This window comes from Thermogutta hypogea, assembly GCF_055386265.1.
This window is the reverse complement of the sequence record NZ_AP042425.1, coordinates 3,149,280-3,166,723: the sequence shown is the minus strand read 5'-3', so window position 1 is coordinate 3,166,723 and position 17,444 is coordinate 3,149,280. Positions and strand designations below refer to the sequence as shown.

The 17,444-nt window shown below is 64.9% G+C and carries 11 protein-coding genes; 3 read left to right on the top strand and 8 right to left on the bottom strand.

All coding sequences use genetic code 11. The features are described from left to right. The first annotated feature begins 10 nt into the window (after positions 1-10). Positions 11-754, top strand: coding sequence for a CPBP family glutamic-type intramembrane protease (locus ACZ5B4_RS11390; RefSeq protein WP_464911354.1), 744 nt, complete (start codon positions 11-13; stop codon positions 752-754). On the opposite strand, the gene ACZ5B4_RS11385 is transcribed toward ACZ5B4_RS11390, so the two are convergent. The 4 genes from ACZ5B4_RS11385 to ACZ5B4_RS11370 form a co-directional block, all read right to left on the bottom strand. Further along, entirely contained in the window at positions 709-2,349 is a 1,641-nt protein-coding gene (locus ACZ5B4_RS11385) for a GGDEF domain-containing protein (RefSeq protein ID WP_464911353.1), read from the bottom strand. The two genes, ACZ5B4_RS11390 and ACZ5B4_RS11385, sit on opposite strands and share 46 nt — an antisense overlap. Before the next feature lie 203 nt (positions 2,350-2,552). Continuing rightward, positions 2,553-5,588 (bottom strand): glycosyltransferase, encoded by a 3,036-nt coding sequence (locus ACZ5B4_RS11380; protein WP_464911352.1) that lies wholly within the window; start codon positions 5,586-5,588, stop codon positions 2,553-2,555. A gap of 22 nt (positions 5,589-5,610) precedes the next feature. After that, on the bottom strand, positions 5,611-6,618 hold the full coding sequence (locus ACZ5B4_RS11375; RefSeq protein WP_464911351.1) for a polysaccharide deacetylase family protein: 1,008 nt from the start codon (positions 6,616-6,618) through the stop codon (positions 5,611-5,613). Positions 6,619-6,676: 58 nt separating this feature from the next. After that, complete coding sequence (locus ACZ5B4_RS11370; RefSeq protein ID WP_464911350.1) at positions 6,677-8,038, bottom strand: GNAT family N-acetyltransferase; 1,362 nt, start codon at positions 8,036-8,038, stop codon at positions 6,677-6,679. Positions 8,039-8,455: 417 nt separating this feature from the next. Here ACZ5B4_RS11370 and ACZ5B4_RS11365 point away from each other — a divergent pair, with 417 nt between their 5' ends. Both ACZ5B4_RS11365 and ACZ5B4_RS11360 read left to right on the top strand, forming a co-directional pair. Further along, positions 8,456-10,141, top strand: coding sequence for a GumC family protein (locus tag ACZ5B4_RS11365; RefSeq protein WP_464911349.1), 1,686 nt, complete (start codon positions 8,456-8,458; stop codon positions 10,139-10,141). Continuing rightward, on the top strand, positions 10,110-11,663 hold the full coding sequence (locus ACZ5B4_RS11360; protein WP_464911348.1) for an O-antigen ligase family protein: 1,554 nt from the start codon (positions 10,110-10,112) through the stop codon (positions 11,661-11,663). Before ACZ5B4_RS11365 ends, ACZ5B4_RS11360 begins: the two co-directional genes overlap by 32 nt. Here ACZ5B4_RS11360 and ACZ5B4_RS11355 read toward each other — a convergent pair. The 4 genes from ACZ5B4_RS11355 to ACZ5B4_RS11340 all read right to left on the bottom strand — a co-directional run bounded on the left by ACZ5B4_RS11355 (position 11,635) and on the right by ACZ5B4_RS11340 (position 17,292). Then, the gene (locus ACZ5B4_RS11355) at positions 11,635-12,264 is read right to left on the bottom strand and encodes a J domain-containing protein (protein ID WP_464911347.1); all 630 of its coding nucleotides are present in this window, start codon (positions 12,262-12,264) and stop codon (positions 11,635-11,637) included. The genes ACZ5B4_RS11360 and ACZ5B4_RS11355 overlap by 29 nt on opposite strands. Before the next feature lie 84 nt (positions 12,265-12,348). Next, positions 12,349-14,418, bottom strand: coding sequence for an AmmeMemoRadiSam system protein B (amrB, locus tag ACZ5B4_RS11350; RefSeq protein WP_464911346.1), 2,070 nt, complete (start codon positions 14,416-14,418; stop codon positions 12,349-12,351). Between the two features lie 147 nt (positions 14,419-14,565). After that, on the bottom strand, positions 14,566-15,693 hold the full coding sequence (gene amrS / locus ACZ5B4_RS11345; protein WP_464911345.1) for an AmmeMemoRadiSam system radical SAM enzyme: 1,128 nt from the start codon (positions 15,691-15,693) through the stop codon (positions 14,566-14,568). A gap of 222 nt (positions 15,694-15,915) precedes the next feature. Then, positions 15,916-17,292, bottom strand: coding sequence for an MgtC/SapB family protein (locus ACZ5B4_RS11340; protein ID WP_464911344.1), 1,377 nt, complete (start codon positions 17,290-17,292; stop codon positions 15,916-15,918). Between the last annotated feature and the right edge of the window lie 152 nt (positions 17,293-17,444).

Sequence of the window (17,444 nt, the reverse complement as noted above, 5' to 3'; positions counted from 1 at the left end):
CAATAGACCCATGCGCCCGACTTGCCTCATGCCGCCCCTTGCCACGTATGCCGCCGCGCCCGCTCCCCTGCGAATCTTGATCGTGGGAGGCGGCTTCGAAGTGGCGCTGGGGCTTTCGGCGTGGCTGGTCGGGCTTCTCGTCGGAATCGATCCTTTCTCGCGCTGGTATTGGACGTGGGAGGGGCTTGCCTGGGGCGGGGTCGCCGTCGTGCCCATGTTGGCGATGGCCGGTGCGGCGTTGGCCGCGCCGGGCAAAGCATGGCGCGAACTCCGCGACTTTTTGGACGTGGTGGTGGCCCCCTTGTTCCGCCGCTGTAACGCTTGGCACCTGTTGCTCCTCTCCCTCGCGGCGGGCTGGGGCGAAGAAGTGCTATTTCGCGGTCTCTTGCAGCGGGGAATCGCGGCGGTCGTCGCCGCCGGGGGCGCTTCCTCTACGGCCGCCAGCGCCGTCGCCGTTCTCCTTGCCGCGCTAGCCTTCGGCCTCGCCCACCCTTTGACCAGGTTGTACGTCGTCGGGGCGACCGTCCTGGGGGCATATTTGGGGCTGTGCTTCGAGCTGAGCAACAATCTCTTCGTTTCGGCCGTAGCGCATGCCGGGTACGATTTTCTCGTGCTGATGTTCTTGGTGCGTCGGGCCAGGGCGCGAGAGGCCCGTGAGTACCCAGGGGACGATCGTCGAATCGGCCGTCCGGCGGATACGACCGGAGGTCAGGACCCCGCGGCTACCGGTTCCGCGTCGGGGGACTCCACATGAATGGTTTGTTCACGGACTTGGATGTTGGCCGGGACGACCGGCGACGGGCCGCGTCCGTGATCGGAGTAGGTACGATTTCCGCCGGCCCTCTTCGCCTCCGCCAAAGCCTGTTGCAGACGCTCGAAAAAGGTCTGCGAGGTATCGTCGCCTTGGAGTTCCGTAACCGCGGCCGCGATCGTGAGCTGCACGGGTTGTCCCTGATATTCGAAGGTCGCCGTTTCCACCGATTGGCGGATCCTTTCGACCAAATCCTTCCAACCTCGGGAATCCACCTCGCTGCTCAGCAACAGGAATTTGGCGGTTCCCAGTCGCGCGAAGACCGTCTCTTGCCGGGGGATTTCGCGGATGAAGCGGGCCAGACCGGCTGCGATCTCATTCACGGCCGGGTGACCTAATCGCTCGTTCCAATCGCTTAGGCGGTCGACATCCAAGAGGGCGGCAGCCAAGACGCGGCGTCGGCTGCCGGCCCCTTGCCACCAGGGAGCGAGGTGCATCTGCAACCCGAGCGGCGTCAGATATCCCATACGTTCATCGGTGCGTCGCCCGGGAATTGCGGCCGAAGCCATGTCTTCGCACACGGCACGGGCAGCATAGGCGGCTTGCAAGTGATCTCGCAGTTGATACGCTGCGGATAAGAGGCGGTTCAAGATGAGGCGGAGTTGTCTTCGCGCGGCGGTCGGTTCACCGCGTACGTCCAGTTGCGAAAGTTCCCGTGCCGCGGCCTGCATGTCGGCAACCGTGGCATCCCAATCGGCCCAGATATCCTCCCGCACAAGGGCGACGTCCGGGGCCGGGCTGTCTTCCCGCCGAAACTGCTCACGGAGCGCCGCCAAGTCGTTCAGGTAATCTTGACCGAGTCGCACCGCGCGGTCCCAATGATCTGCAACCTCGGGTCGGTCCGTCATCTCGGCCCGGCGCAGCTCGCAGTCCATATCGACCAGCGTGGTGATCCAGGCCGTATTGCGTTCCTCGGCAACCGCCAGAAACTCAAGATCCTCGCACGGAGTCTCGGCCGATTCCCCGTCTTGCTCCTTCGGCGAGGCCGAGGCTTCGTCCGCCAAGTCCTCGGACGCGGCCGACGGTTCGGGCCGGAGCGATTCTCCTTGCCCGTCCGCCGAAGCTTCTTCGTCGCTCGGCTGTGGCAGAAAGTCCGGCGGCACGGCCGTTTTCGCGATATCGGCGGCGATTGCGGACCAATTGTTCGCCGCGAACTCCGAAGGGGAGGGCGATGCCTCAGGGGAGGGCGATGCGCCATCGGCGGTTGGCGCGGCCTCGGCTTTGCTTGTAGGCGAAGCCGCGGGATCCCCCAGTCCCAGTGAATTGCGGAGCTCGGCGAGGTCGGCCGGCAACTCTTCGACGTCGTTCGCCGGCGAACTTGGAGGTGGGGCGGCCTGAGGGTTTTCGGCGGGGGGCTTTGCCGTGAGTCGGTCGGCCTTGGCTTTACCCGCTTTGCCGCCGGAGGCTTTCGCTTCCTCGGCCCCTTCCGCCGCCTCCGCCTGGTGCATAAGCTCGATTTGGCGGCGCAGGTACATCGCCGTGGCAATGCCCAAGAGAAGGTTCAGCGTGGTGACCACGATGAAAAACAGCCACACCATGAGAAACCTTCTCCCTGCCCAAACGGACCGGTGATGCTATCCCGGCCCATTTCCCAAGTCCGGCCGCACTCCGTGGTGCTCGCTTTGCCGACTTCCTCCACCCTTGAGCAAGTCTAGCTTATTCTGCCATTGGGAATCCTTGAGAATTGCGCGTCACGGCCGGAATGCGAGACGGTTCGCGAGGCCCACGCGGCAAACGCTTGCTAAACCGAGACGGGCGCCGTCTCGACGGAGGGGTACTCCTCACCGCGGGGAATCGCCGGATTTGCCGATTCCGCGTCATTCCAGGGCGGGGACGGCGGATCAGGCGAGCGGCGTTCCGGGACGCGTCCGCCGCATTTCGCCGCGTAGATCCGCAGGATCAGATCCTCGTATCCCTGCACGGTCCGCTCGATGCAGGCACGTTCCGCCACGCGTTGATGGCCGGCCAATCCCATGACGCGCGCCAAGTGCGGATTGCGGAACAGCTCCAGGCAGCGCTCGGCCAGCGTTTCGGCATCTCCCGGCGGTACTAGGAAGCCGTGGATGCCGTCGATGACGTTTTCCGGTATCGAACCGACGCGCGTTGCGACCACGGGCTTGCCGCAGGCCATGGCCTCTAGAATGGCGAGCGGGTTGGCTTCCATGTGAGAACTGAGCACGACCAGGTCGGCGCAGGCCAGCAGGTTGGGGACGTCGCTGCGCGTACCCAGAAACCGAACGATGCCCGGTGGTAGCAGCGTGGCGCTCAATCGTTCCAAGGCCGCGCGGCACGGCCCATCGCCGATGATCCAGAACCGCGCGGCGGGATCTTGGGCGAAGATACGGACGGCCGCCCGAAGGAACAGCTCATGATTCTTTTCCGGACGCAAGGCCGCCACGATGGCCGCCACATGGGCGTCATCCTCCGCACCGAGCGAGCGTCGCAATTCCCGATCCGGCGGCATGAGGCGAAACCGCCGGGTATCCACGCCGTTGACCACCACTTGCACACGCGACGGGGGACAGCCTTCGTGCTTCGCCAGATATCTTCCATGGCTTTCGGCCACCGCGATGAAGGCATCGGTAATGGGGGCCAACAAGCGATTCAGGAATTCAACGCGGTCCGGCAACCCGGTAGAGTGCAAAGCGGACGCGATCACGGGCACGCCCGCAAGGTAGGCTGCCAACCGTCCCCAAAACATCTTGTCCCCGCCCGTCCCCACGGTAACCACGGCATCGATCCGGCGTCGCCGCATCAACCGGGTCAAGCGAGGCAGGACGCGAAGATCGTACTTGTGAGCCAAAAGGCCGGTGTACGTCGGCACTTCCCGGGACAAAGTTTCCCCGAGCGGCCCCAGGTATTTCAGGCAACACAATTCGGGCGCGAAGAGCCGTCGGTCCAGGCGTCGCACGATCTCGGCCAGCAGCGTCTCGGCGCCTCCCACCGGCATGCACGTGATGACGAACATCACGCGGAGCGACTCACGGCTCCCCAGCGGCGGATGAGCGCGGCGACGACAAAACACGCTCCGCGGAGCGTGCCGGATGGGAACGGTTACAGGAAACGACATGGCTCTCCTTTCGCAAGCCGCGGCCATGGATTGTTCGCAGCCGGCCGCCGGAACAGCGTCGGCCAGGCGTCCGGAACAGACCGGCGGCACGGATCGAGCGCCCGGGCATCGTCCAGCGGCGGCAGCGACCTTCGGCGCGGTCGCTTCACCGGCACGACTCCGCCGCGGTACGACCTGTTTCAGATAATTGCTGATGACCTGCTTTTCGTCCTCGCTGAAGAGCGTCTTGCCGTACCAGGCCCAAGCGGCCGACACGGCCAGCGCCGCCGATAACGAAAGCGGGCCTGCCAGAGCGAATAACGGTAGCGCAACGACGACCGCGACGCCGAGGTCCGACTGCCAGCCCAGACGCCGGCAAACGGCGGCGAGGATGAGGAGGGCGGTCAAGTTCGCGGCGGCGGTGGCGGCCACGGCGCCCGGCAAACCGAAAACCGGCAACAAAACGCCGTTGAGGGCCACATTGACGCCCAATCCCGCCGCCAGGGCCGCTCCGGCGAGCCAGGTCTTTTCCGAGCAGATCAGGTAATTCTGCAAGATCACGAACATCGCGTACCATAGGCAGTAGGTAACGGTGAGGGGGAGAATCTCCAGCCCCGCCGGATACTTGCCCGCGAACAGGACTCCGAAAACCCAGGGTGCGGCGGCCAGCAAAATCGCGGAAGCCAGGCAGAGCATCCCTCCGAACAGCTTCAACAACAAGCGCGTCTGCAATCCCACCGCTGCGCGACGGCCCGACTCCCATTCGCGACTCAAATGGGGCACTGCGATCCCGGCCGTCATGGCGGCCAGCGAGACCATCAAGGTGGGCACCAAGCGCGAGGCGTGATAGTCTCCCAAGCGGGCCAGCGCCGCCGCGGGACCCTCCGGCAACAGATGCAAAATCATGTAGCGATCGGCGGTCTCGAACAAGTTCGAGACGGTCGATGCCGCCCAGAGGGACGCGCTGAAAGCCAGAATCTTGGGCCAAAACTCCCGATGGCCCAGCGGTGTTTCACCGGCCGAATCGGCGAAGGGGGCGCCGCGCAGCCCCCACAGTGCCGCGGCCGCGGTGACGGCGCACGCCGAGCCGTAGGCCAGCATGACGCTGACGGCGGCATTCTTCCAGATCAAGAGCAGGCCCACTCCCACCGCCGCGAAAAGCACGCTGTTCGCCAGTTGCAAACCGGCGATCCAAGCCGTGCGCCGGAGGGCGGTCATCAATTCGTACAAGAAGTTGAAGGCTGTGACGGTCAACAGGACGCCGGCCAAGAGGCGGACGGTGGACGCCTGGCCGGGATTGTTGAACAACAGGCCGGCCAACGGTTCGGCGGCTAATAAGACGACGCCGGTTCCCGAGACGGCCAGGATCGCGTAAGCCGTCGCCGTCCGTCGAATGAAGGTCCGCAGACGCCCTCGCTTGCGATAGTGCTCCACATACCGTCCGAGACAGCCGGCCAGGGCCAAGACGACAAGCGGACCGGCCGTCATCAAGAAGCCGAACGAGGCGTCCCACAGGCCCAGCTCTTGCGGGTCCAACCGGCGGCAAAACCACGTCGCACGAACAAACCCCACGGCTCGTTGAAGCACCGCCGCCGCCATCACGACCATGACGCTGCCGGCTAGCGTATTCCAGACGCCACCGGGGATTCGGCCGAGAGACGCGGGCGGAGGCGGGGCCGGAACGCCGGGCGTCACTTCCCGAACGGAGGTAGTCGTAGCATCATCCATGGAACCATCCGATGCCATATTCTCAATGAACGGCGACATCCCAGGAAGACGGCGGGGCCGATACATGGTCTTCCGGATCGCACGCCGATGAAGCGGCTTCGACCAGCGGAAGGGGCGCGTACGGGGCCGCTCCCGCGACGGCCCGGGCATCCGTGAGATCGGCGAACGATTCCGAAGAACGCCGCGATTCCACGGTGCCGACTTGCGAGATCGGCGTGGGCAAGTCCATCAGGCGACGGTCCACCGTTACCCGATTGACCATTCGAATCCACGGGTCATCACCGTGAAAACGGCGGAGCACGAAGCCCTCGCACGGCGGCACGTTGTAACCCCCGTGGGCCGTGCATACGGCGACGTAACCGCACTCTCGTGCCGCCGCGATCGCGAACGGAGGGGAGTTTTCGGGCCGTCCGAAGGGGAAGGCGAATCGCACGACGGGGGCCGAAATCATGTCCTCCAGCGCCCGCCGCGATTCGGTCAACTGCCGGCGTGTCTCGTTGTCGTCCAATCCGCCGAAATCGCAATGACTCCAGGCGTGGGAGCCGATTTCCACGCCGGATGCGGCCAAAGCCCGGAGTTGTTCCGGGGTGTGAGGCAGGGGTGCCGCGCCGAAGAGACGATCGTGCTCGAACGGGCTGCCGCGAAGCACATTCTCCGCCGTAACAAAGTAGGTGCAGGGAACGGCGTGCTCTATTAAGAACGGCAAGGCGACGCGAAGGTTGTCCTCATAACCGTCGTCGAAGGTGACGGCGACCGTGGGACGATGGCTGCCATTGCCCGCGACGAGTCGCTCCCGGGCCTCTTGCAGGGAGATCAGATCGGCGTGCTCCAGGAGCCAATGCATTTGGCGAAGAAACGCCCGGGGATGCGTCGTCCACGGCGTAGCGCGATCCTCATGGATGCGGTGATAGAACAAGACCGTGACGGGCGCGACACCGGCGGCCGCCCATTCTCGCAGCCGCCGTTTTCGTTTTGGTAGTGTGGCCCAATAGTAGGCCGCCAAAGCCGGCAATCTCCAGTGTTCCCACATGGCTCGTGTTTTCGTGAAGAAGTGTTCGCGTCGGAGGTCGGTGAGCGTGTCGCCGCTTTCATTCCTCCGCCGACGGTGCCGGATCTCTGCGGCCGTCTTCGCCGTCGCGCGGGGCGTCGCCGCTTTCGGATATTCGCGCGGACTCTTGGGACGGCCGTCGATCGAAGAAAGGCCGCATTTCAAGGAGCTGCCGCCCAAATTGCCGTGCGGATTTAGCCCACCGCCACAATCGGAACCGCAACCGTGCGGCGAGATGTGGGGCGGCAACACGCCATCGGCACATGGGCCGCGGCTCGGCGCCCAAATACGCCTTGTACGGCTCGTCGCCGCGGCAAAAATCGTAATGGTGGTATCCTTGTCGAATCGCGTCCTCAATGCACAGCAGGTTTCCCAGATTGCCCGGCGAGAGGTGCATCGCCTCCGGATCCATGCCCGATTGATAGGTGTAGAGCGTTCCGGCCGCGCGGAATTGGTATTCGGCCACGATCGGTCGGCCTTCCCATTCCACCCAGACCATGTTCAATCGGTTTTGCGCCAACATGTCGCGTGCAAAGCGCCGGTGGAACTCGCAAAAACGCGGGGAGGCGAAGCAGCCGGGCCGTCCGCGGCTCGTCCACAGGGCCTGATGCAATCGCTCTAGAATCGCGAATCCGTCGGCCAATTCCGCCGGCGAACGGACGCGGTGCAGCTTCAAGCGGGGATCGTGAAAACACTGCTTCGCGAGGCGTCGAAAGCGACGCCGAGCGTTGGAGGACAGACCCGCGAGGTAGTCGGGCCAAGTTTTGGGCAAGGCGATCTGCCAACCGCCGGGCGCGGGCCGTCGCTCAACCGGGCAACCGGCCTGTCTCAGGTAATCCACAAGGGATTGGACGGTAGGCTCCGCGACCTCCACGCCGGACAGATCCAGTGCGTCCCACCAGGGGTTTTTCCGGGCCGATGGGCGGTATCCCGACTCCCGTTCAAGGTCGCCGTGGTACGGGAGGTCGCCCGATGCGGATCGGCCCTCGAGCAAATACTGTGCGAAGCGTCGGGCGGCGGCGTCTTCGTCTCCCGGACGGCACAGCAGACCCAGGTAGTCGCCGCACACCTCGTCCTCGCCCAAAAAGCTCACGACTCGACCCCAAAGCGGATGGCGGCGCACGTACCACGGCGCCAAAGCCCGAATGCAGTTACGATCATCGATCCAGGCCAGGACGCACAACTCGGGACGGCGGCCGCGCGGCCGCTCCCGCCCGTACACGTCCCACCAATGCATATTCCACATGCGACTTCGAAACGGCTGATCGCCGGCGAGGTCGTCCCAAGCCTGGGCGCGGCGTTCCACTTCTTCGCGCGAACGCCAACGCATCACGCGATGCCCGACCCGTTCCGAAGCGCCGCGCGGTGCTTCGCTCTCCGGAGATTCCAAGAGCATATTCATGGTTGCTCCGCCGATTTCCACGAAAAACGGAGAATCACGGCGACGGCCGTCGAGGGGTGTCTCGGCCGCCGAACCCCGCGGATTCCTTGAAAAGTGTGGGTTACGCGGCTGCTAATGCAAGTTTGAGTTGTAGATATTCCCCGGCCGGACGATGCGGCTACGTGCTCGCGGAATGCGTCGGCGACAAAGTCGGCAGATTCGTTCCGCCCGTGCGTCCGGTCGAGCCGCGGAAATCGGTGTGCTTCCCAGCCCGCCGCTTCGCGGGTGAGCTAGGTTTACGTAAGGCCGGGTCCGGGATTACGGTCGCGGACCGCGTTTTCCCGTGCGAGTTAATTGAGGATCGCATTCATGGAATCGTCGTCGCTTTCATTCCGGAGTACGTCTTCGCCGGATTTTTCGGATCGCGCGGGCGCAGGCGTGGGCCGTTCATGGGCGGCGTCCGAGGCGGAACCGCGGGCCGGTTTTTGGCGGTCGGCAATCCGTCGTCCCGCCTTATGGCTGATCCCAGCCGCAATCGTATGGTTGGTGACGGCGGCCTATGTGGCGATCCGCCCGACCGAATGGGAGGCCGTGCAGGCGGTCAGTGTGCGGGCGCAGGAGGCGTCTGCTCAGGGAGACGCGCGTTGGTTGGACGGCGATCAGCGGAAGTCGCTTCAGGAGACGCTCTTGGAGTTGTTTCGTTCCCGAGAAGTTCTGGAAGCCGCCTTGCGCGAAGTGGATCACCCGGCGGAACCGCCGACGGCGGACGGAACGAACGAGATCGTCGATCCGCGGCGAATCGACCGGTTGCGTCGCGTCATCAAGGTCACACCGCCGCAGGGGGCCGACCTCGGCTCGTCGGATATCCTTTGCCTGCATGTGAGAGATACCGACAAGACCCGCGCCGTGAAATTGGCCGAGGTTCTTTGCCGGCAGGCCGATCGAAAGTGGCGGGCGCTGCGTCGGGAGAAAGCCGGTGCCGCGGCCGCGGAGTGGGAGCAAGCGGTTCGTACGGCGGAATTGGAACTCCGGCGGGTCAATGAACGACTGGCCGCCATGGAGAACGACTTGGGGCCGCGATTGCCCGAGTTGAGGGCCTGGGCGGCCGGTCCCGCCGGCGATACCCCGCTGACGAAAAGGCTTTCCGAGCTGAGCACGGAGTTGCGGGCGACGGAGGTCGAGCTGGCCGACACGGAGGGGCTTCTCCAGGACGTTCGGGCCGCCGTGACGGATTCCTCGCGACTCCTCGACGCCGCCAACGCCCTGATCAAGCGCGAACCGAGTATCGAACAATGGAAGACGGCTTGGGTGGAGGCCCAAGTCCGATTGGCCGATGCGCGGGGACGGATGACGGATCGGCACCCCGAGGTCGTGGCCGCCGCCGCGGCCGAGCGCGAAATCCACGGCCGACTGGTCGAGGAGTTGTCCGCCTTCGTATCGATCTTGGAGGGCGAGCGCGATGACCTGCGCGAAAAATGCGGCGTCTTGCAAGCGCGCATCAACGCAACGAACGAGGAAATCCGCGAACTGGCGGCGAAGCGGGTGGAGTATGCGAATCTATCGAGCGAGCGCGAGCAGCGGTTGGCCGTCTTGCAGAACGCCCGGCAACGAGAAGACGATGCCCGGCTGGCCGCCGACGCCGTCACATCGACGCAGCTCCTCATTCCCATCGAGGGTGCCGAGACCGGCTTGGATCCGGTCGGGCCGGGGCGAGCAACGATCCTCGCGGCGGGCTTGGTCGCGGGAATCCTCTTCGGATTCGGCGTTCTGGCGTGGTGCTTGCCGACTTGCGACGCACCGCATGCCGTGATTCGCGAGGAATCGACCGTCGCGCGCGGAAGCCCCGGCATGCCGTCGGTCGCGGAACGTCGATTCGCCGAAACACCCGTGGAGGACGCCGGCCCGGTCGCCGATGTTGCGACCCCGTCCCCGAAAGAGACGCCGTCGGAACCACCGGTCGTCGTCGAACCGCCGACCGGGATCGCGCCTGCCGTAGGTCGGCGGGAGATGCTTTCGATTTGGACCGCTTCGGAGGGGCCCCTTCCGGATGCGAAGAACGAGGCCGTCGCCGGCTTCAGCGCGGCCTTGATCCGTGCGGCGGCGGAACAGTCCGCAACTCGTTGACCAAGCCCTGATGGATGCCTTTCCCGAATACGACGTTGCCTTCCTGGCCGGCCTGGCGGCGATGACGGTCGCCGTCTGGATCGGGCGGTTCGCCGCGCGCCATGGTCCCGCCTGGACCGCCGCCGGCGTGATTTTGACGGCCGTCTTCTTCGGCTACCCCTTCTTCCATTGGGACGTCTCTCCGGTTCCTTTGACCATCGATCGACTGCTGTGGGCCGTCATGGTCGTGCAGATGGTGTGGTGGATTCGCCCGGCGCACCGCCTGGGAGCGTTCGCGGCGACCTGCCATGATGCAACCTTGGGGATTGCGATCGGAGAGACGCGCCGTGCGTCGTCCGACGTGCAGCCTTACGGTAGCGCGGTTCCCAGCGAGCATCGCGCGCAATGGAGCGTGCGCCGAAGCCTGTCAACGGTTCCTGCCGCCGATTGGGTCCCCTTCGTGTGGGTGATTTATCTGGGTGTTTCGGCCGGCGTGACGGCAGCCGCGGGGGGCGACGCCCAGGCCGCCGCTTCGCGATGGCTGTTCTTCTACGCCTTGCCTCTCGGCGTGTATGCGGCCTTGCGGACCGCGAGATTCGGTCGCAAGCAGGTTCGCGGCGTTCTGATCGCTTGCGTCGTGTTGGGGGGCTATCTTACGGTCATGGCCCTTCTCGAGACGGCGGGGGCGCGGGCCTGGATCTTGCCCCGCTACATCGCATCGCCGGAATACGCGGAATTTTTCGGCCGCGCGCGTGGGCCGCTCCTCAATCCGATCGGCAACGGTTTGTTGCTGCTCGTCGCCTGGTCCGCGGCCTGGGCCTTGTGGCCGGACGCCGCTCCGCGCGGCCGCGTGATCCTGATTTCGGCGGGGTGCTGGATAACGGTGGGGCCGGCCTGCACGCTGACGCGAAGCGTCTGGATGGCGGCGGCCGCGGCGGCCTTGTGGTTGCTGGCGGCCATGGTTCCGGCCCGGCTCCGGCGTCGCACCGCGGCGACGTTCCTTGCTCTCGCCGCCGTCTCCGCCGTCGTACTGTCGGGACGCGTGTTGGAGCTGAAACGCGACCGCGATCTGAGCGCCTCCGCGGCCGCCGAGTCCGTTCGGCTTCGACCGATCTTGGCGGCGGTCGCGCTTCGCATGGCGAGCGACCGACCTCTGTTGGGCTTCGGGCTGGGGCAATACGATCGCGCGAAGTTGCCCTACTTGTCGGAACGAAGCGGCCCGTATCCCTTCGAGCGGGGACGGCCGTACACGCAGCACAACGTCTTCCTTTCGCTCCTCGTGGAAACCGGCGTCGTGGGACTGGCCGGCTTTCTGCTCATGCTCGCGCTGTGGTTCCGCGACGCTTGGCAGCGCGTCTTCGGCGCGGATTCCTCTCCGCCGGAACGGGCGGCCGCGATGGTCCTGGGGGCGACGATCCTCGCTTACGCCGTGAACGGAATGTTTCACGACGTGTCGATCATTCCGCAAGTCCATCTCTTGCTCTTCGCCGCGGCCGGCTTCTCTCGCAGCGCGATCAGCGGAACAGCTCATCCCGAAAGATGACCAGCAGGATTCCGCCCGTCACGGTCATGAGAAAAAGCACCAGCAGCAATGCCGGCGTCAGCGGGCTTCTCCAGGGATCGGAGCGACGGCGATAGATGAAGCGTGCCGGTTGCGGTTTGCCGGTGCCTGCCGGCGAGGTCTTTTCCGCGAAATGCCAGGGCGCGGTTTCGTCCTCCAGTTCGGCCGCGAAGCGAACGGCCGCGGGGGCAGGAGGGATGGGACGCACTCGCAAGCCCGCGGCTCCCTTGGAGTCATCGTCCGCTTCGGTGTCGGGCGACCAGACCTCGGCGACGGGATACGGCAGTTCCTTGCCCGCGGCGCGAAACTCCGAGAAAAGGCGTCGGTCATACTCGCGCTTGCGAACGGGATCGAGCAAGCACACGCGGGCGGCTGCCAGCTCGTTTAGCAGCTTCTGGCAAGCCTCGGCGTAAGGCCCCGCCTGAAAGCGGCGAACGTGCCCCATCTGTCGATCGGCCGCGTTCTGAATCACCTCCCTGTCCGTTTCAAAGGGTGCAATTCCCAGCAGCCGGTAGTGATGCGGCGGTTGTTCCTGCGGCGGGATGCCCAACCATTTTCGATACGGATCAAAGGACTCGCTCATAGGCCTATTATGCCCTCGCGGCGGGGAATTTTCCTAGCGGTCGGAGGGAGGCGATCGTGGGCGGCCGTTTCAGAGTCCGCGGCGTCAATTCCACAACAGCCCCGCGTAACCGACCACCTCCCGCGTGTCGCCCGAGGCATCCGCGCTGGTGGCATAGCCCACCTGTTCGCAGCGGTTCAGTCTTCCCAATCGCCGCAGGGTCTCCATGACCAGCACGGCGGGGCGGTAGCCGCACATCTTGATGCCGCGTCGCCGCACCGTTTCCCACAATAGCCGCGGGTCCGGACGGCGCAGGGCCTCCAGGGCCTCCGCATCGAGTTTGCGGGTGGTGGCGTCGTCGGAGTAGTGATGCATGTCCGTGGAAACGACTAAGAGCGGAGGTTCCGGGAGCGACTCCAAGAGCTTGGCCAAGGCGTCGGCGGCCCGGCACAGCATGTTGTAGTCGCCTTCTCGAATCACAAGCCCCAGCACTTGCGCGGCCGGGGCCAAACGCGCCAAGATCGGGAGTTGCACCTCGATGCAGTGCTCGGCCGCGTGGGCCATGGCGTCGGCTTCGAAGGGCGGCACGCAGTCCGCGATCCGCCGCGCCAAATCGGGATCGGAGTGCAAGCTCAGTCCCGGCAAGGCCCAGGTGCGGTGCGGCGCCACCGCCCAGTCGGAACCGTGCGGCATGTGCTTCGGCCCGAAGATCAGGACTTTGGCCGGAATCTTGATTCGGGCGAAGACTTGCGCGGCCAGCTTGCCGGAATAGATCCAGCCGGCGTGCGGCACCAGCGCCCCGGCCCAAGTCTCGTTGCCGCGTTCCCTCGGCACCATGGAATCGAGCATTTCGTTCATTTGGTCCAGGTCGGCCGGATAGAATCGGCCGGCGACGGCCGGGCGCCGGACGGATGCCCCGGCGAGCGGCAGACGCGCATTCCCCATTTCCACGCTCGGTTCGGTACTCAGGCAATCCAGTCTCCAAACCTCCGCGTCCTCCACGGCGGCGCACCGAAGCCGAGCCAGAGCCCGGCGCAAGATCTCATCGCTGCTTGCCTGGGGATCATAAACCAAGGCCCAACGGTCCTCCCAAACAGCGCACAGGGCGTGCACTTGCGGATCGTAAGCCGTCAGCTCGCAGGCCGAGCCGGTGCCCAGCAGGCGCGGGTTGCGGAGGATCGTCAACCCGACGCGGAGCGCGGCCACGGACTGCGGGTCTTGACGCACCGACTGGAGGCTGGAAAGGGCGCTTTGCACCAAATCGGCCAGTGTGGCTTGCAGCGGGATTTCGGCGGCGGGCTGCACGCGGCCGGCCTCCAGCACGCGCTCCCCTTGATCGACGGTCTTGATCGAGAGGACCACGCCTTGCACCTCCCCGTCGTAGAGATTGGGCGCATACCAGGTGGGAACGGCCCCGAAGGCCGCGGCCGCCAAATTGTTCCGTGCCAGGGCGGCCAGACGGTCCAAGTCTCCGCGCCCGGGCCCGGGCCGAGCCGGCGTGTCGGCCTGGCCGGAATCCGTCTCCAGAAAATCTCCGAGGCTTGCCGTAAGGGAGTAACCTTCGAATCGTTTCAAGTCCACATCGTCGTCGATCCAAGCGTTCCGCGGCAGCCCGGCCTTCACGCAGACCTGCTCCAAAAAGGTCCGTGCGTCGAAATGGTGCTCCGTCGCCACACCGGGCAGCAAGAGACCGGAGGACGTTCCGCGTGAAATCATCAGCCCGTGGCGCCCGATCTCGACCGCCCGCACGCGATCCTCGCCCGTTTCGCGAATCGTTTCCAATCCCCACAGCAGCCAGACCTCGATCGTGAGGTCGCGCAGCTCCGCGGGCCGGATGGGCGGGAAACGCAGATCGTGTTTGGCGGAAAGTTCCGCCGCAGAGCGCAAGGCCGAGGCCAAGCGAATGCCTTCCCCCAACCTGCCGCAGCAGGCGCGGAGTTTGCCCTGGCGCTTGAGGCTGACGAAAATGCCCCAAACCGGCAGTGAGGCAATTTCGTCCGGCAAAGTCGCGACTTCCGTTCCGGCTTGACCGGTGACGAATTCCGCAACCCAGCGGGCGGCCGCCCGCAATACCGCCTCGCGTTGCGAAGGCGAGAGTTGGGGCGGATTCGGCACCACGCGCTCACCGCCGCTTTCCGCGTTTCCGCTCGAGCCCGATTTGCTATCGAAGTTCATGGCAAACGTCCTTGCTTGTTGGAGAAAACCGCTTTTCCACGAGGTTGCCGCCTTGCGTTCCGGGTCCGTTGGGATCCCCTCGGGCGAAAAAGTGGGAATCGTCGCCCGCCTCCCGACCGCGGCGGCCGAGGCCTTCGGCCGCGGGGCCTACGCCTGCTCGAACAATGCGATCGAAACCGGTTGCCTGCGACTACCCCAATCGCCGGGTCGGCCGGCCGGGTCGAAACGTCCGTGAACCGTCGCCCCGCAATGCGAGCAGCGATTGCCCTTCAGGAAGTATCGGCCGATCGTGTATCCCTCCCGCTCGATGACGCAGCGACGGCAAACGGGACAATAAGTGCTTTGCCGCAAAGGGTCGTAACAATTGCCCGTGTAAACATACTTTAAACCCGCATCGCACGCGATATCGTATGCCGCGTTCAGGGTCTCGATGGGCGTAGGGCCGCGATCTCGCAGGCGAAAGTCGGGATGAAAAGCCGTGAAATGAAGCGGGACGTACGTGCCCAAGTTCTCCGCGATCCAGTCGCACATCCTCTTGAGTTCGTCGCCCGAGTCGTTCGCCTTGGGGATCAGCAGGGTCGTAATCTCGACCCAGACCGCGGTCTCGCGGACGAGGTAGCGTAGGGTATCGAGCACGGGTTGCAAGTGCCCGCTGCAAAGCCCCCAGTAGAAATCCTCGGTGAATCCCTTGAGATCGACATTGGCGGCATCCATGTAGCGGAAAAAGGCGGGCCGCGCCGCCTCGCTGATGTAGCCCGACGTAACCGCTACGTTCGCGACCCCCGCTTCCCGGCAGGCCTCGGCCGTGTCGATGGCGTATTCCGCGAAGATGATAGGGTCGTTGTAGGTGTAGGCCGCACTGCGGCAACCGAGGGCTAGGGCGGCACGGGCAATCGCCTCCGGCGATGCCCTTTCACTCAATCGCCGCACTTCGCGAGACTTGGAGATGGACCAGTTCTGGCAGAACTTGCATCCCAAATTGCAGCCCGCCGTGCCGAACGAGAGCACGGCCGTTCCGGGATAGAAGTGATTGAGCGGTTTCTTCTCGATCGGGTCGATGCAGAAACCGGTGCTGCGGCCGTAGGTGGTGAGAACGATTCGGCCGCCTTGGTTTTGTCGCACGAAACAGAAGCCGCGCTGTCCTTCGGCCAAGGCGCAAGCCCGGGGACAAAGGTCGCAGACCAGCCTCCCATTTTCCTCGTGCCACCAACCGCCGGGTTTGATTCCCTGATCGTCCGGCGGAGCTTGGGGAGGATCGCTGATGCGTCGGTTCATGACAAGACCTCCGCAGCCCCTTCGGCAGACGGCGGCAAGGGCGAAAGCCACGGTCGCCGCCGATCCGTGAGAGCCTGCATTTCCGCCGCCTTCGCTCGCCTTCGCTACTTTCATTGTAGAGCGAAGTTCCGGATCGGCCTACCATGTCGCCGGCGAGACCGCCGAGGATTCAACCCGCAAGTGTGAACGGGCGCCGCTTCTAAAAGAGCAGGATCAGGAATTCTAAAAGAGCAGGATCAGGAAGATGCCTACGGCTGTGGAAACGGCGAAGGCCTGAGCGACGTCGCGGCCGAGCTTCCAACCGCCCAGGATGCCCGCGAAGACCGACTTCGCCAGCATGTTGGCGATCACCGCGACCACAAGATAGCGCCAGCCGTTGTTCAGAATGGCGGTATCGGTGGAGGCCGTCCGAGCGAGCGACAGCGTAATCGCGTCCATGTCGTGCAAGCCGGACAGAAAGGCCAACGCGAACAATCCGCGATCTCCCAGGCCCTGACGGACGGCGGCCAAGAGGAACAAGACCACGGCGTAGGCCGCCGCAAAGAGGATTGCCGTGCGCATTTGCGTGGGGTTCTTGGCGTGAGCGATGAGAGGCGGCGATTGCCGGGCGCGCCGCCAATACGCGAGCGCCGGCAGCAACGTGGCCGCGGCCATGATCAGCAGGGGGGCCGCCGATCGCAGCAAGAAATCTTGGTTCACCACCAGCATTTCCAAGAATATCCTCGCGAACATGACCGTGGACGCCAAAAGGATGATCACCGCGCCCGCCGGGAGAAGATCGGCATTCTCTTTGACCTGCCGCGCGGCGCTGATGGTGGCGGCGGTGCTGGAGACCGCGCCGCCCAGCAATCCGCTGAGGAGCACCCCCGCGCCCCGCCCCATGAACTTGTAAACGATGTAGCCGCCCAGGCTGATGGCCACGATGAGCACTACCATCATCCACACATTGAACGGCCGAATGACTCCATAGGGATCGACCGGCGTGTTGGGCAGGACCGGCAGGATGATGCAGGAAATGAGCACGAACTGCATGATGGCGCGGAGGTCGTCCGCGCCCAATTGATCGGAGAGGCGGTGCATCTCGGGCTTGAATTGCAGGAGCACCGCGATCACGCCGCCTACCACCACGCCGATCTCCATCCGCGCCAAGACGAGTAAGGCCCCTACGCCGTACATCAGCAGTGCCGCCATGCTGGTCGTAATGCCGGGATCGGGTTCCTTCTGACGCATTCTCAGCCATTGCGGGAAGAATAGCAGTCCGACCAAGGCCAGCAAGGCGGCCGCGGGAACCCAGGCCCCCAGCATCTTGCCGAGGATCGCGAACACGCCGCCTGCCAAGGTGATGAGGGGAAACGTCCGCAGGCCGGGCATCCCCGTCTCCGTCCGCTCCCGTTGCAGGCCGACCAGAAAGCCCAGCAGCACACACATGCCCAGACGCAAAAAGACCCCGGTCAAATCCGTGCTTTCCGCGGAAAGCAGGGGCGCGAGCCAGCGGGGTACGAATTCCTGGGGAGGCATGGGCGAATTTGCGCTTGCCGGACGGTTGGTATCGGTCGTTCCGATCATGCGGCAGGGAGCGGCGCTCTTGCAACGACGCATGCCGGGATCATCCAAGTATAGCCCGTGCCGGGAACACCGCCCAACCGACTCGATTCCAAATCTTCGCGCGGATCGAACGGCCCTCTTCCGCAAGGTAGATTTCCATGGAGCTTTCGATGCGCCGCACGGAGCATCGTCCGGCGATTCCTGTG

What these genes read in the sequence shown, in the direction of transcription:
- ACZ5B4_RS11390 (WP_464911354.1), top strand. Translation starts at nt 11, where the DNA reads ATGCGCCCGACTTGCCTCATGCCGCCCCTTGCCACGTATGCCGCCGCG.
- ACZ5B4_RS11385 (WP_464911353.1), bottom strand. Translation starts at nt 2,349, where the DNA reads ATGGTGTGGCTGTTTTTCATCGTGGTCACCACGCTGAACCTTCTCTTG.
- ACZ5B4_RS11380 (WP_464911352.1), bottom strand. Translation starts at nt 5,588, where the DNA reads ATGGATGATGCTACGACTACCTCCGTTCGGGAAGTGACGCCCGGCGTT.
- ACZ5B4_RS11375 (WP_464911351.1), bottom strand. Translation starts at nt 6,618, where the DNA reads ATGTGGGAACACTGGAGATTGCCGGCTTTGGCGGCCTACTATTGGGCC.
- ACZ5B4_RS11370 (WP_464911350.1), bottom strand. Translation starts at nt 8,038, where the DNA reads ATGAATATGCTCTTGGAATCTCCGGAGAGCGAAGCACCGCGCGGCGCT.
- ACZ5B4_RS11355 (WP_464911347.1), bottom strand. Translation starts at nt 12,264, where the DNA reads ATGAGCGAGTCCTTTGATCCGTATCGAAAATGGTTGGGCATCCCGCCG.
- amrB (WP_464911346.1), bottom strand. Translation starts at nt 14,418, where the DNA reads ATGAACTTCGATAGCAAATCGGGCTCGAGCGGAAACGCGGAAAGCGGC.
- amrS (WP_464911345.1), bottom strand. Translation starts at nt 15,693, where the DNA reads ATGAACCGACGCATCAGCGATCCTCCCCAAGCTCCGCCGGACGATCAG.
- ACZ5B4_RS11340 (WP_464911344.1), bottom strand. Translation starts at nt 17,292, where the DNA reads ATGCGTCGTTGCAAGAGCGCCGCTCCCTGCCGCATGATCGGAACGACC.